We start from the raw sequence: 12,862 nt of genomic DNA on the forward strand, positions 1-12,862 counted from the left end.
GGGACGGGGCGGCCGTCGTCGTGGGGAGCCTCAGGCGTTCTGCGGGCTGGGGGCGATCATCCGGGCGATCCGGTCCGGCGCGACCGCGCGGGAGTAGAGCCAGCCCTGGCCGGTGTCGCAGCCGATCCGGGCGAGCCGGCCCGCCTGCTCGGCGGTCTCCACGCACTCGGCGGTCACGGTGAGCCCGAGCCGGTGCGCGAGCTGGACCATGGCCTCGACGATGGTCTCGTCGGCCGGGTTGGGATGGGCGCCGCCCTCGTCGTACTGGAAACCGCGCACGAACGACCCGTCCAGCTTGAGGACGGAGACGGGCAGCCGGCTCAGATAGGCGAGGTTGGAGTAGCCGGTGCCGAAGTCGTCGATCGCGATGTGCACGCCCATGTCGGACAGCGCCTGGAGGGCCTGGAGCGGGCGGCCCGCCGAGCCCATCACCGCGGACTCGGTCAGCTCCAACTGGAGCAGGTGCGGTGCGAGTCCGGTCTCCGCGAGGATCTCCGCCACGTCCGCCACCAGGTCGGAGTCCCAGACCTGGCGGACGGCGACGTTGACGCTGACGAAGATCGGCGGCACGTCCGGGTGCTCGATCTGCCAGCGCCGGGCCTGCCGGCACGCGGAGCGCAGCACCCAGCGGCCGAGCTGGACCACCGAGCCGTCTTCTTCAGCAATTCCGATGAACCGATTCGGCGGAAGCAAGCCGAACTGCGGGTGGTTCCAGCGCACCAGCGCCTCGACCCCGTGCACGACCCCGTCGGCCATCCCCACGAGCGGCTGGTACTCCAGCGTGAACTCCCCGCGCTCCACGGCCGGGCGGAGCGTGGAGGACAGCGCCTGGCGGGTCATGCGGTGGGCGTTGCGCTCGGGGTCGAAGAGCGTCCAGCGAGCCTTGCCGTCGGCCTTCGCCCAGTACAGCGTGGTGTCGGCGGCCTGCATCAGACCGGTCGCGGTGGTCCCGGCGCTGGCCCGCTCCACCACCCCGATCGACGCCGAGACCGACAGGCGCTGGCCCGCCAGGTCGAAGGGGCGCTGGAGCGCGTTCAGGACGGAGCGGGCGAGCTCGGCCAGCTGCTCGGTGCCCGTGGAGTCCTCGACCAGGACGGCGAACTCGTCGCCGCCGAGCCGGGCCACCAGGTGCCCGCCGCCGCGCGCGTACCCGGACTGGTCGGCGCACTCGGTCAGGCGGGCCGCGACCGCGCTGAGCAGCCGGTCGCCGACCCGGTGGCCGAGCGTGTCGTTGACCGCCTTGAACCCGTCGAGGTCGAGGTAGCAGATCCCGATGCGGCCGGTGCCGCCGTTGTCGTACGCGGACGCTTCGAGCGCGGAGTTGAGCCGCTCGAAGAACAGGGTGCGGTTGGGCAGGCGGGTCACCGGGTCGTGCATCTGGAGGTGGCGCAGCCGGGCCTGGAGCTCGCGCCGGTCGCTGATGTCCGCGATCGAGAGCAGCACGCTGGGGCTGTCGGGCACGGGCGCGACGGTGACCTCGGCCCAGAGCGAGTGGCCGTCGGGGTGCTTGAGGCGGCGGGTGCAGCGGAACCGGGTGCGGGCGCCGCGCAACACCTCGCGGTAGGCGTGCCAGGTGCGGTTGTCGGCGGCGAGGTCGACGAGGTCGGCGGCGTCCTGCTCGTGCAGTGCGGCCGGGTCGGTGCCGAGGAGTTCGGCGAGCGCCTCGTTGGCGGCGACCACGGTGCCCTCGCGGTCGACGACGGCCATCGCGAGGTGGGCGGCGTTGAACGCGGCCTGGTAGTCGCGCAGTTCCCAGGCGCCGCGCCCGGCCGTGTGCCGCGCGGTCTGCTCGGCGCGCTCGGCCCGCAAAGCGGCGAGGAGCTCGGCGGCCCGGGTGGCGAGCGGGCCCGGACGCGGGGGTGCGGGGGTGTCCGGGGCGGGGTCGCCCTGCTGCGGCGGGTGCTCGGGCAGGGGGTTTCCGGCGTGTTCCGGAGTGCGCTCCGCCACGGCGCCCGCGGTGCGGTCCGTATGACGCTCTGTGACGGGCGACCGGATGGTTCCGGGCGCTTGGCCCGGTCCTTCGGGGGTTCCGCTCACCGCTGGCTCCCGCAGTGCGATCGAGTTGTGCAGAGGTAGTACGGAGTTGCTCGGGTCTTCGGTTGGGGTGGACGACAGCCTCGGGAGGCCGCTTCCACGCGGGAAAGTGTGCCGATCATAGAGGCTGGCGCGAGCCACGATCCAGCTTCGTCTTCGTGATCAAGAGCACCCGGAGTTCCGGGTCGATCGTTGGCCGATCGTTTCTGCGCGGCTGTGGCCGGGCTCGGCCCGTCGGTGATCGGTCGTGACTTTGCGTAAGTCATCGGGGTGTCGGGCGCCTCACCCTTCTGGGGCAGCGGAACAGGGCATTTCCGTATAAACCTGCACAAAGTGGGTGGGATGTTCCGCATCCCGCTCCCGGAGGTCGACGTGCAGCGTCAGCAGACACCCGGGGGAGTGGAGCGTGTCCGGCTGCGCAGTGCGGCGGCGGCGCTCACCTCCCTCATGGCGCTCGCCGCCATCTCGCTGGTGTCGGGTCCCGCCGTCGCGGCGGACTCCGCGGTGCCGTGCGCGCTGCCCCGGACCAAGGCCCACCACTCGCTCGGCGTCGACACCTGGAACGCCGCCTACCCGCGGCCCGTCCGCTCCCTCAGCGCGGTGATGGTCTTCCTGTCCTTCCCGGACTCCAAGCCGACCACCGCCCCCGCGGACCTGGCCGCCGACTACTTCCCCGCCACGAGCCGCTTCTTCGAGCAGGCCTCGTACGGCAAGTTCCGGCTCGACGCCGAGCCGCAGCGCCAGTGGGTGCGGATGCCCGCCGCCTCGACCTCGTACCGCATGGAGCGCGACTGGGACCCCGACCAGCGCACCCGCTATCTGCAGGACGCGATCCGGGCGGCCGACCCGACCACCGACTTCTCGAAGTACGACATCATCTACCTGGTCGCCGACCCCGACGCGCCCGGCGTCGACTCCGACGCCACGAAGGTCGTCAACTTCGACCGGCCCGTACGCGCCGACGGGCGGGACATCAACCGGGTGGTGACGGTCTTCGAGCACCACCCGCCGGACCGCAACGTGCTGGCCCACGAGACCGGGCACGTCTTCGACCTGCCGGACCTCTACCACCGCCCCCAGGACGGCAAGAACGGCGACTGGGACACCTACGTCGGCGACTGGGACGTCATGGGCAGCCAGTTCGGTACGGCGCCGGACCTGTTCGGCTGGCAGAAGTGGAAGCTGGGCTGGCTGGACCGGCAGGAGGTCAGCTGTGTGACCGGCGACGGCACGACCCGGCTCACCCTGGAACCGCTGTCCGCGTCCCCCGCGAAGGCGGGCACGGGCAAGCGGCTCGCGGTGATCCGCACCGGCGAGGACCGCGCCATCGTCATCGAGGTACGGGACTCGGCGGGCCTGGACCGGGCGAGCTGCAACCAGGGCCTCCTGGTCTACCGGGTCCGCAGCGGCTCGGCCTCCGGCGGGGGACCGGTCCAGGTGCTCGACGCGCACCCGGACACGGCGGCGTGCTGGGAGAAGTCGGTGTACCCGCCGCTCGCGGACGCGCCGGTCGCGCTCGGCGAGACGTACACGGTGCCCGGCGAGGGCATCAGGATCGAGGCCGAGGGCCGGACGAAGTCGGGCGCCTGGACGGTCAAGATCTCCCACTGACCGGCCCCGCGGCGCTTTCGGCCCCGGACACGAAGAAGCCCCCCGCTCGCGCGAGGGGCTTCTTCCGTCTGTGCGCCGCCAGGGACTCGAACCCCGGACCCGCTGATTAAGAGTCAGCTGCTCTAACCAACTGAGCTAGCGGCGCCTGCTGACGTCGTAGACATTAGCATCCTGATCGGCGCGAGGAAAAATCGATATCCCGGGGACGTCCGTGGACTCGTTCCTGGCCGCCCGCACGCAGGCCCACAGCAGTACGTCGGGCCCCGGCAGCCAGGGGCGCCGGGTGTCGGGGGCCACCAGCCAGCGGGCCGCGCCCGCGTTGTCCCGGGCCGGGCGGACCAGGGCCGGGACCGTGACGGCGTCGCCCGCGCCGTGGCACAGGAGCGGCGGGACCGGCACGTCGGCGCCCTGCCACTCCTCCCACTCCAGGAGCGAGGGCAGCCGCTGCGCGGTGCCGGGCGCGGCGAACAGCAGCATGCGGCCCCGGTGCACCGCGACCGGCCCGGAGCCGGGTCCCTCGGCCCACAGCCGGTCGAGCATCCGGCGCCCGAAGATCGACGGCACGTTCACGACGTCGAAGACCGTCCCGCAGGGCAGCACGCCGGGCGCGGTCGGCCGCGACTCCCAGAGGGCGAGGGTGCTGCGGGGGTGGGTGGCCGCCGACGACAGCCAGGCGGCGCCGGCCGCCGTCACCTCGCCGACCTGGTGACCGCCCTCGTCGCGCAGCGCCCGGAAGATGTCGTACGCGTCCTCGCCCCGGGCGGGGCCGCCGGGGCGGCCCACCGTCGAGAGCGGGCCGCCGCCCGTCCTGGTCACCCGGGTTCCGCCGCCCGTGCCGTTGTCGCTGCTCATGCTCTACGTTTACCGGCTGGACAGGTTCCGCTTCGGCGGCTTGGCGGAAACCGGGACAGGGCCGGGCGGGAGGGCGTATCTTGCCCCCCGGCATATGCCCGAGGCTCTTGGGGGCCCCTACGGCACTTCCCCCGCCCGCAGCAGGTCCCGGCCGAACTCGATCATCTTCTTCGCGTAGTCCTCGGTCCACTGGGCCCGGTCCGCCACGTCCGCGGGGGTCAGCCGGTCGAAGCGGCGGGGGTCGGCGAGCTGGGCCGCCGCGACCGCCTGGAACTCGACCGCCCGGTCGGCCGCCGCACGGAAGGCGAGGGCCAGCTCGGTCGCGCGGGAGAGGAGCGCCCGGGGGTCCTCGATGGACTCCAGGTCGAAGAAGTGCTCCGGGTCGGCGGTGGCCTCGGAAGGCTCGAAGAGCAACGGCGCGGGCCTCAGCCGCTGCCGCTCCTCCTTCCGCTCGTGCTCCGGCATGTCTGTCCTCCCAGGGCAGGTCGTGGTTCACGGTCCGGGCGCCCGGGCCACCGTCCATTCTCCCGCCCCGGCGCAAGGGGGCCTTCGGAAGCTTCGCGCCGGGGGTGGCGGGATGTCCGGCGGCCTGGATGGATGTCCGCCGTGGCGGTCAGGGGCGCCAGGGGATCCGGTGTTCGGCGAGGTGGGAGAGGACCGCGTGGTTCGCCTCCCACCCGTCCGGGCTGTGTTCATGGGCCGCCTCCGGCGGCGTGCCGGACTCCGTCCGTCAGGGGCGCCAGGTGATGCGGTGTTCGGCGAGGTGGGAGAGGACCGCGTGGTTCGCCTCCCACCCGTCCGGGAACTTCACCGTCACTCCCAGTTGGACCGGCTCGGTCGAGGGGTGGTCGTCCAGGAGGTCGGCCACCCCGGCCCGGGACACCACGATGCAGGCGTGCCGGTGGCGCGAGGCCAGGACGCACAGGCGGCCCGTCTCCAGGTGGAAGGCCGTCGCGTCCGGGCGTCCCGAGAGGGGGTGGAGCACGACCGTCACGTCGAACTCCCTTCCCTGGAGCCGGTTCGCGGTGTCGACGGCCACCCCCGTCACGCCGAGCTCCGCGAGCTCCGCCCGGATCGCGGCCGCCTGGTCGCGGTGCGCGGTGCCGACCGCGATCCGGGCGGCGGTGAGCGGAACCGGCTCGGGCGAGCGCTCGCTCGTCGCCGCCCCGCCCCGGTCCAGGAGGCGCCGTACGACGTGGGCGACGGCGCGGACCGCCTCCGGGTCGGTGCGCGGGGTGTGCCGGGCGGGCAGTTCGAGCAGGGCCCAGCCCGACTCCGCCGCCTCGTCGAGCGCCCGGTCCGCCGCCGAGCCGTCCGGGGCGACGCCGAAGGCGAGCCGCCGGTCACCGGGGCCGGTGCCGCTGCGGAACGGCGTGAACGGATAGAACGCGTCCGAGACCAGCGGCGCCGCCGACGCGGGCAGCCGCCACGAGACGGGCAGCCGGTGCTGCGGCAGCTCCGGGTTGTGCGCGAGCAGCGTCGAGACCGCGCTCGCCGACGGGTCGTAGGAGAGCCCCGCCCACTGCTCGGCGTCGGCGATCGCGAAGGGATCGAGCTGCCCCGGATCGCCCACGAACAGCGCCCGCTCGAAGAGCCCCGCCACGGCGAGCAGCGCGTCGGAGCGCATCTGGTACGCCTCGTCGACGATCGCGTGCCGCCACGGCTCGACGTCATTCACGTGCGCCCACTTCGCCGCCGTCGAGATCACGACGTCCAGCCCCGCGAGGTCGCCCGCCTTCGACGACTTGCGTACGTTCTCCAGGTCGTCGAGGGCCTTGTCGTACGGGTCGCTGTCGCTGCTGTGCAGGCGGCCGACCGGCAGGTCCGGGGCCTTCTCCGCGAGGCGGACCACCAGGTCGTCGACCTGCGAGTTGGTCTGCGCGACCACCATCAACGGGCACCCCGCCGAGGCCAGTTCGAGCGCCGCGCGCACCACGAGCGTGGACTTGCCGGCGCCGGGCGGCGAGTCGACGACGACGCCGCGGGCCGAGCCGTGCAGGGTGTCGGCGAGGATCGCGTCGGTGGCCCCGGCCGCGGCCGCGCTCGGATCGAAGGCGGTCACAGGAGGTCCTCGGGGGTCAGCGGGTCGGGCGGTTCGGCGGCGCCGCCCGGCGGGCCGCCGTGCGTCCACGGGGTGGCCTCCGGGTCGGGCAGCCTGGGGGCGCCGCGCTGCTCGTGCTCGAACAGCGTCCAGCAGATCCGGTCGCCCTTCTCGGGCACGGAGCCCGGCGCCGGGTCCTTGCTCCGCCCCATCTTGTCCAGGAGGCGCAGCACCAGCACGCCCTCCGCCTCGTACGCCACGAACTCGGCCTTCTGCGGTTTGCCGTCCAGGGCGCGGTAGACCTTCGCGCCCTCGGCCAGGTGCGGGGCGTCGTCCGTGCGCAGGGACACCAGCGGGCGCGGGCTCGGGCGCTTGGACTCCGTCCACGCCTGTGTCACCTCGACGACCTCGCCCACGAACGCCTCGCCCGCGAGCCTGCGGGCCGCCATCACGAGCGGATCGTCCAGCGCCTCGCCCGCCTCCAGCTCGGCCTGCGCGCGCTCGCGCCGCAGCAGCTTGGTGGCGGCCGTCACCGCGTCGTCGCGGCGGGGCTGCGGCGGCTCGCCCGCGGTGACGCGGTCCCGGTGGCCGGTGAACGACCAGCGGTCGCTCGTCCAGCGCGCGGCGGCCCGCTCGCCCTCGGGGAGCTCGCGCAGCAGGTCGAGCGCGTGCCACACCGCCGTCCAGGTGGGCATGAGCTGTGCCGCCAGCAGACGCCGTATCTCCCTTTCCGCCGCGGTCAGTTGGCCCAGGCGCTCGTCCGCGGCCAGTCCGTCCTCGGCCGACTGCAGGGCCTGGCGGGCCCGGTCGTAGCGCTCCACGGCGGGGGCCAGCAGGCGGTTGTCGAAGGCAGGGTCGGTGGCGGGTCCGGCCGGTGGGCACAGCAACTGGCCGTCCGCGCCGCGCGCCAGCTCGGCCCGCAGTGCCGCCTGCGCCCCGGACTCGCCCGCGGGCGGGTCGATCCAGGCGAGCAGCGCGCCCAGGTGCTGGTCCTCCAGGCTGGACTGGCCGGTGGCCCAGTGCCGGTTCAGCAGGTCGGTCGCGGCCAGCAGCAGCGCGGCGCCGGGGGTACGGGCGCGCTCGGCGTAGTGCGTGAACCAGCGGCCGAGCAGCGGGACGCGGGGCGGCGCCGGATAGGGCGCGTCCGGGTCCTGCTCGGCGGTGCGGCGGAACCGCATCGAGCGGCCCAGCAGGCGTACGAAGTCGATGCCCGCCCGGCCGGGGACGATCAACTGCGGCGCGTCCGCGCACAGTTCGACCTCGACCTTGGTCTTCTTGCCGGTCTCCGGGTCGGTCTCGGAGCGCTCGGTGAGCTCGACGTCACCGGCGTACGCCTCCAGGTACGGCAGGACGGCTTCCGCGAGGTCGGCCAGGAACGTGAAGCGCAGATCGCGGTCGCGGGGCTGGGGCACCACGAGCAGGGTCGGTGCCTCGCGGTCGGTGCCGACCAGGGCGCCGAGCGGGGCGCCCGCCTCGCCCGCCGTGGTGAGCGGCACGAACACGAGGGGCCGCTCGGACAGATGGCGGTGGCGGACGGTGGTCAGCGGCCGGGCCCGGCCGGACTCGACGGCCTCGAGGCGGGCCAGGGTGGCGATCAGCGACATGGCACACCCGCCTCCGCGCGCAGGGCGGCCGCGCGCCGCACCGCCGCCACCGTGGGATCGGCGGGGTCGCCCGACTCGCCGCGCGCGGCCGCGAGGACCTCGCCGATCGTCGTCAGGCCGCCGAGCTCACCGCGCAGGGAGCGGCCGAGCGCGGTCACCGCGCCCTCCTCACGGGCCCGGCCGCGGCAGTGGAAGGCCAGCTCGCAGGCGGCCAGGCACTCCGGCGCGTACACCGCGGGAACCGCCTCGACAGCGGCGGCCAGGGCCTCGCCGGACTGGCCGTCCAGGTCGAAGGTGGTGCCCGGCGGCAGCGCGTCCGCGATGTCCTCGATGCGGGCCAGGCGGTCCAACTGGCGCCGGGTGACCGACCGTTGCTTGCGTACGTCGACGACGGAGGCGGTCGGCAGGTTGGAGAAGTCCTTCGGGCCGACCAGCAGGACCGAGTGGTCCACCGAGGCGCCCTCGGTGCGCGCCGCGACCCGCTCAAGGGCCAGCACGTACACCGCGGACTGGCGGGCGGCGGCGCCCACCTTCGACGGGTCGGCCGCCGCGTCGATCAGCGGGAAGGACTTGATCTCGACGACCGTCCAGCGGCCGTCGGGGTGCACCACCACCGCGTCCGGCTCCAGGTAGGCGGGGGAGCCCGCCACCTCCAGGGCCAGCATCGGATGGTCGAGCAGCGCCCAGCTCCCGGCCGCGGTGGCCTCGCGCAGCGCGAGCGCGGTGCGGGCCGCGCGGCCCTCGGGACCGGCCGCCGCGAGATCGGGGGCCGTCGCCTCGCCGGGCGGCTCGGAGCCCGCCGCGCCCATCCGCTCGTGCAGCAGACGGAGCAGCTCGGTGCCGCCGTCACCCTTCACCTTCGCCTCGAAGGCGTTGCCCCGCATGAACGCGAACTGGGACTGGCCGAACGCCGCCGAGGGCGCGCCGATCGCCTCGGCGAGCGCGCCCTTGTCCACCCCGGCGCCGTCGAGCAGGGCGCGTCTGCGGCAGCCCGGGTTCGCCGCGAGGGCCGCCAGCGCGCGAGCGTCCAGCGGCCGGGCCGCCAGGGCCGGGCCGCGCAGCTCAGCGAGCCGTCGACGCAGTGCTGTCGTCGGCTTCTGCGGGGGTGTCGGAGGAGGTCCGCTGCCCAGGGATTCGCTCACCCGCCGAAGTCTCGCATCCGGCACTGACAATCGAGGCGCGGGTGGAGGAAGAGACGGGTGCGAAACGGGTGCGGACGCGCTCGGCGAGCCGCATCAGCGGCTTCGAGAGCAGCAGTCCCAGACCCATCACCGCGGCGCCCGCGACCGCGTCGAGGAGGTAGTGGTTGGCCGTGCCCATCACCACGAACGTGATGGTCAGCGGGTACGCGACGGCGACGGTCTTCGTCATGCGGCTGCCGCCGAACCGCCACAGCATCACCCCGCACCACAGGGCCCACCCGACGTGCAGGCTGGGCATCGCGGCGAACTGGTTGGTCATGCCGCCCATGCCGCGCGGAGCGCTCGCCTCGCCGCCCCACCAGCCGTACGAGCTGTACTGGGCCATCGTGTCGGTGAAGCCGTGCACCGCCGGGAGCAGTCGGGGCGGGCAGGTCGGCAGGAAGGTGAAGCCGATCAGGCCGAGCAGGGTGGAGGTCATCAGCCAGCCGCGGGCGGCCCGGTACCGGGTGGGGCGCCGGTGGAACAGCCAGATCAGAACGGCCGGGGTGACCAGGTAGTGCAGTGACCCGTATATGAAGTCGGCGGGTATGCCCAGCGCCGGGGTGTGCGTGAACAACCGGTTCAGCGGGTGCTCGGCGTTGAGGTGGAGGGCCTTCTCGATGCGCAGGATGGACAGGCCGTGCTCGACGGCGAGCGGTTCGTTGCCGCGTACGATCAGGCGTCCTGCGGTGTAGGCCCCGTACACGAGCGCGATCAGCGGGAGTTCGGTCCACCAGCGTGGTCGCGTGGCGTGCTGCGGTGGCTGCATCCGGCAGGTTCCCCCAACTGGTTCTCGGGCTGCCCGCTCGGGGCCTCCGGTTTTTTGGCGTGCGTTCAACCGTACGGTGTAAGTGATCGCCTTCACGCAGCACCCCGGTGTTCGGTCAGACGTTGGGATCCGGCTCGAGGTTGCCTCAAGCGATACGCGATGATGGTGAGGGAACATTTCGTACAGATCGGGAGAGAACACTCATGGCAGCCGCCGCACCGCGCATCCTGCTGGCCCGGCACGGGCAGACCGAGTGGTCGCTCGCCGGCAAGCACACCGGCCGGACCGACATCCCGCTCCTGGACGAGGGCCGGCGCGGCGCGAAGCTCCTCGGCGAGCGGCTGCACCGGGAGCCCTGGGGCGGGCTGCCCGGCGTCGAGGTCCGCACCAGCCCGCTGGTGCGGGCGTCCGAGACGTGTGAGCTGGCCGGGTTCGGGGACCGGGCCGAGCCGTGGGACGCGCTCATGGAGTACGACTACGGCGCCTACGAGGGCATGGCCCCGCCCGAGATCCAGGCCGTGCGGCCCGGCTGGTTCATCTGGCGCGACGGGGTGCCGGAGGGGGAGACCCTGGCGCAGGTCTCCGCGCGGGCGGACGAGGTCGTCGCCTGGGCGCGGTCCGCCGGGCGGGACGTGCTGGTCTTCGCCCACGGGCACATCCTGCGGTCCATCGCGGCGCGCTGGCTGGGCGAGGACATCTCCTTCGCGGCCCGCATCCGGCTCGATCCGACGTCGCTGTCGGTACTGGGGTGGGCGTACGGGGCGCCGGCGCTGGAGCGCTGGAACGACACGGGCCACCTCGAGCGGTAAGCCCCGGGAGCTCCGCCCCCGCCCCTCTGGCCTCTGGAGCGCCGCCCGGCCCCGACCTCGTGGGGCTCCGCCCCAGACCCCGATCGCGCCTGAAGGGCGCTCGTCCTCAATCTCCCCCAAGGCCTTAAGGGCCAGGGGGCCCCCCATGACGGGCTGAAGACGCCAGCACTGGCCCGCACCTGTACTGCCAGGGGCGCGGGGAACTGCGCGATCAGCCACGCACGGTCCGCGGGCGCCCCTGGGGCTCCGCCCCAGACCCCGTTCGCGCCTCAAGGGCGCTCGTCCTCAATCGCCGGACGGGCTGAGGGTGTCCATGCTGGCCCCCTTGAAGGGGCGCGGGGAACTGCGCGGGAAGGGGGCACGGTCCGCGGGCGAAAGCGGGGTTGGGGGCGCGAGCACGTGCGCGCGGGCCGCGGATGGGGGGCACTCCCCGTGCTCAGCGCCCGGCCTTCCTCGCCCCCGCCCCGAAGGGTTTCGTGGGGGACGGACCCGGGTCAGACCGCTACCGCGGCCCGCCGTTCCAGGAAGGCGGCGACCTCCGGGGAGGCCCGGTGCGGGGCCAGGATGCGCGACGTGTCCGCCAGCATCGCCTGGATCCGGGTGGACTGGACCTGGTTCAGCAGGTCCAGGACCTGCTGCCCCGCCGCGGCGGATTCGGCGGGCGCCCCCGCCCGCGCGAGATCGTCCGCCAGCTCGGCCCGGTACAGCGCGAGGTTGCGGGCGAAGTGCGGATCCTGCAGCGCCGCCGCCCGGTGCGCGTGCCGGGCCGCCCGGGACCAGTCGCCGAGCGCCGAGAAGCACTGCGCCTGGAGCATCTCCAGCTCGGCCTCGACGAAGAACGTCATCCACTCCGGGTCGGCGGGCGAGGCGCCCCGGGCGAAGTGGTGGTGGGCGCGCGCCAGCGACTCCTCGCACGCCGAGCGGTCGCCGAGCCCCGACCAGCCCCCGGCCTCGCGCAGCGCGAGCAGCGAGAGGAGCCGGGGCGAGCCGAGCGGGCGCGCCGCGCGTTCGCCCGCCTGCGCCGCCCGCATCGCCTCGCGCGGCCGGCCCATGTCCCTGGCCAGGAAGGACATGTTGCAGAACGCGTGGGCCTCCAGGCCCGGATCGCCCGCGAGGCGGGCCGTGGCGAGGGCCTCGGCGTAGTGCGAGCGGGCCTCGCCGAAGCGGCCCGAGTCGTGCGCCAACCAGCCCACGGAGATGGCCAGTTCACCCGCCCCGGTGTGCAGCCGCTCCTGCGTCGAACGCCGGGCCGCACTGGCGTCGAGCAGCGCGTACGCGGTGCGCAGCGGCTGGGCGGCGCGCTGGTAGAGCCCGTCCGCGCCGTGCCGGTCGTCCAGCAGCCTGATCCGGCGCACCGCCTCTTCGACGGCGCTCACCTCGGCCTCGCCGACGCGCTGGATGGCCTGTGCGGGTACCGGGCCGATGCCCAGCGAGACGGCCGCCACCGTGGCGGTGGAGCCCGTCATGAATGCGCGACGCAGCACGTCGCTCTCCTCGTGGTTCTGGGGGTCGTGATGGTCGGGCGAATCGTGGTCCGGATGCTCGGGGCGGGGTGCGACCTGAAGCAGGGGCGCACCGGAGAGGGGGCGCGCCCCTCGGCCCCGTACCGCCTCCCTTGCCGAGAACCCCAGATCGGCCAGGGTCAAACCGGGGAACATGTGCCGGAAGACCCTTTCGTACGCATAGTTGGGGCAGCGGATCTCGCCGTTCTCCACGCGTCCGATGTACCGGGCGTCGCAGGCGACCTGTTCGCCGATCTCGCGGGCGGCCCGGCGGACCGCGGCCGCGAACTCGCCCGGTGACCGGGCGCCCCTCAACTGCCGGAAGGCCACGTTGGGTTCCCGCGTGAGCCGGCGCGGCGTCCGGGGGGTCCGCGCGTTCACCGGGGGGTCTGCCTGGGGATCGGGTGACGGCGCCATGGCTCGACAGCTCTCTCTGGCGGGGTGGTGCGGAGCAAGAAC

10 protein-coding genes and 1 tRNA gene are annotated in these 12,862 nt (G+C 74.0%); 2 read left to right on the top strand and 9 right to left on the bottom strand.

The features are described 5' to 3' along the window. Positions 1 to 30: 30 nt before the first annotated feature. Positions 31 to 2,037 carry a putative bifunctional diguanylate cyclase/phosphodiesterase gene (locus tag DT019_RS11770; protein ID WP_388978689.1) on the bottom strand — a complete coding sequence of 669 codons (2,007 nt, stop codon included), beginning with the start codon at positions 2,035 to 2,037 and terminating at the stop codon, positions 31 to 33. A gap of 339 nt (positions 2,038 to 2,376) precedes the next feature. On the opposite strand from DT019_RS11770, the gene DT019_RS11775 reads away from it, so the two are divergent. Then, a complete protein-coding gene (locus DT019_RS11775; RefSeq protein ID WP_114036701.1) occupies positions 2,377 to 3,645 on the top strand; it encodes a M6 family metalloprotease domain-containing protein in 1,269 nt (422 codons plus the stop codon). Between the two features lie 71 nt (positions 3,646 to 3,716). Here the strand turns inward: DT019_RS11775 and DT019_RS11780 are convergent. From DT019_RS11780 to DT019_RS11810, 7 genes are all read right to left on the bottom strand, one after another. Then, positions 3,717 to 3,790, bottom strand: a tRNA-Lys gene (locus DT019_RS11780). Continuing rightward, positions 3,781 to 4,497 carry a bifunctional DNA primase/polymerase gene (locus DT019_RS11785; RefSeq protein WP_114036702.1) on the bottom strand — a complete coding sequence of 239 codons (717 nt, stop codon included), beginning with the start codon at positions 4,495 to 4,497 and terminating at the stop codon, positions 3,781 to 3,783. Before DT019_RS11785 ends, DT019_RS11780 begins: the two co-directional genes overlap by 10 nt. A 117-nt stretch (positions 4,498 to 4,614) precedes the next feature. Next, entirely contained in the window at positions 4,615 to 4,962 is a 348-nt protein-coding gene (locus DT019_RS11790; RefSeq protein WP_114036703.1) for a hypothetical protein, read from the bottom strand. 265 nt (positions 4,963 to 5,227) lie between these two features. Then, positions 5,228 to 6,559 carry an AAA domain-containing protein gene (locus DT019_RS11795; protein WP_114036704.1) on the bottom strand — a complete coding sequence of 444 codons (1,332 nt, stop codon included), beginning with the start codon at positions 6,557 to 6,559 and terminating at the stop codon, positions 5,228 to 5,230. Beyond that, positions 6,556 to 8,142, bottom strand: coding sequence for a hypothetical protein (locus DT019_RS11800; protein ID WP_114036705.1), 1,587 nt, complete (start codon positions 8,140 to 8,142; stop codon positions 6,556 to 6,558). Before DT019_RS11800 ends, DT019_RS11795 begins: the two co-directional genes overlap by 4 nt. Then, complete coding sequence (locus tag DT019_RS11805) at positions 8,133 to 9,284, bottom strand: hypothetical protein (protein ID WP_223279425.1); 1,152 nt, start codon at positions 9,282 to 9,284, stop codon at positions 8,133 to 8,135. Before DT019_RS11805 ends, DT019_RS11800 begins: the two co-directional genes overlap by 10 nt. Next, entirely contained in the window at positions 9,205 to 10,092 is an 888-nt protein-coding gene (locus DT019_RS11810) for a phosphatase PAP2 family protein (protein ID WP_114036707.1), read from the bottom strand. The genes DT019_RS11805 and DT019_RS11810 overlap by 80 nt, the downstream gene beginning before the upstream one ends. A gap of 203 nt (positions 10,093 to 10,295) precedes the next feature. Between DT019_RS11810 and DT019_RS11815 the strand changes: the two genes are divergently transcribed. After that, positions 10,296 to 10,901, top strand: a complete 606-nt coding sequence (locus DT019_RS11815) for a histidine phosphatase family protein (protein ID WP_114036708.1) — start codon at positions 10,296 to 10,298, stop codon at positions 10,899 to 10,901. Positions 10,902 to 11,395: 494 nt separating this feature from the next. On the opposite strand, the gene DT019_RS11820 is transcribed toward DT019_RS11815, so the two are convergent. Then, complete coding sequence (locus DT019_RS11820) at positions 11,396 to 12,820, bottom strand: tetratricopeptide repeat protein (protein ID WP_223279426.1); 1,425 nt, start codon at positions 12,818 to 12,820, stop codon at positions 11,396 to 11,398. Between the last annotated feature and the right edge of the window lie 42 nt (positions 12,821 to 12,862).

Origin of the sequence: Streptomyces sp. SDr-06 (genome assembly GCF_003324565.1) — a bacterium.
Classification (GTDB): domain Bacteria; phylum Actinomycetota; class Actinomycetes; order Streptomycetales; family Streptomycetaceae; genus Streptomyces.

Excerpts from the sequence above, each read along its gene's own strand:
- DT019_RS11775 (WP_114036701.1), top strand. The coding sequence starts at position 2,377 with ATGTTCCGCATCCCGCTCCCGGAGGTCGACGTGCAGCGTCAGCAGACA.
- DT019_RS11785 (WP_114036702.1), bottom strand. The coding sequence starts at position 4,497 with ATGAGCAGCGACAACGGCACGGGCGGCGGAACCCGGGTGACCAGGACG.
- DT019_RS11790 (WP_114036703.1), bottom strand. The coding sequence starts at position 4,962 with ATGCCGGAGCACGAGCGGAAGGAGGAGCGGCAGCGGCTGAGGCCCGCG.
- DT019_RS11800 (WP_114036705.1), bottom strand. The coding sequence starts at position 8,142 with ATGTCGCTGATCGCCACCCTGGCCCGCCTCGAGGCCGTCGAGTCCGGC.
- DT019_RS11810 (WP_114036707.1), bottom strand. The coding sequence starts at position 10,092 with ATGCAGCCACCGCAGCACGCCACGCGACCACGCTGGTGGACCGAACTC.
- DT019_RS11815 (WP_114036708.1), top strand. The coding sequence starts at position 10,296 with ATGGCAGCCGCCGCACCGCGCATCCTGCTGGCCCGGCACGGGCAGACC.
- DT019_RS11820 (WP_223279426.1), bottom strand. The coding sequence starts at position 12,820 with ATGGCGCCGTCACCCGATCCCCAGGCAGACCCCCCGGTGAACGCGCGG.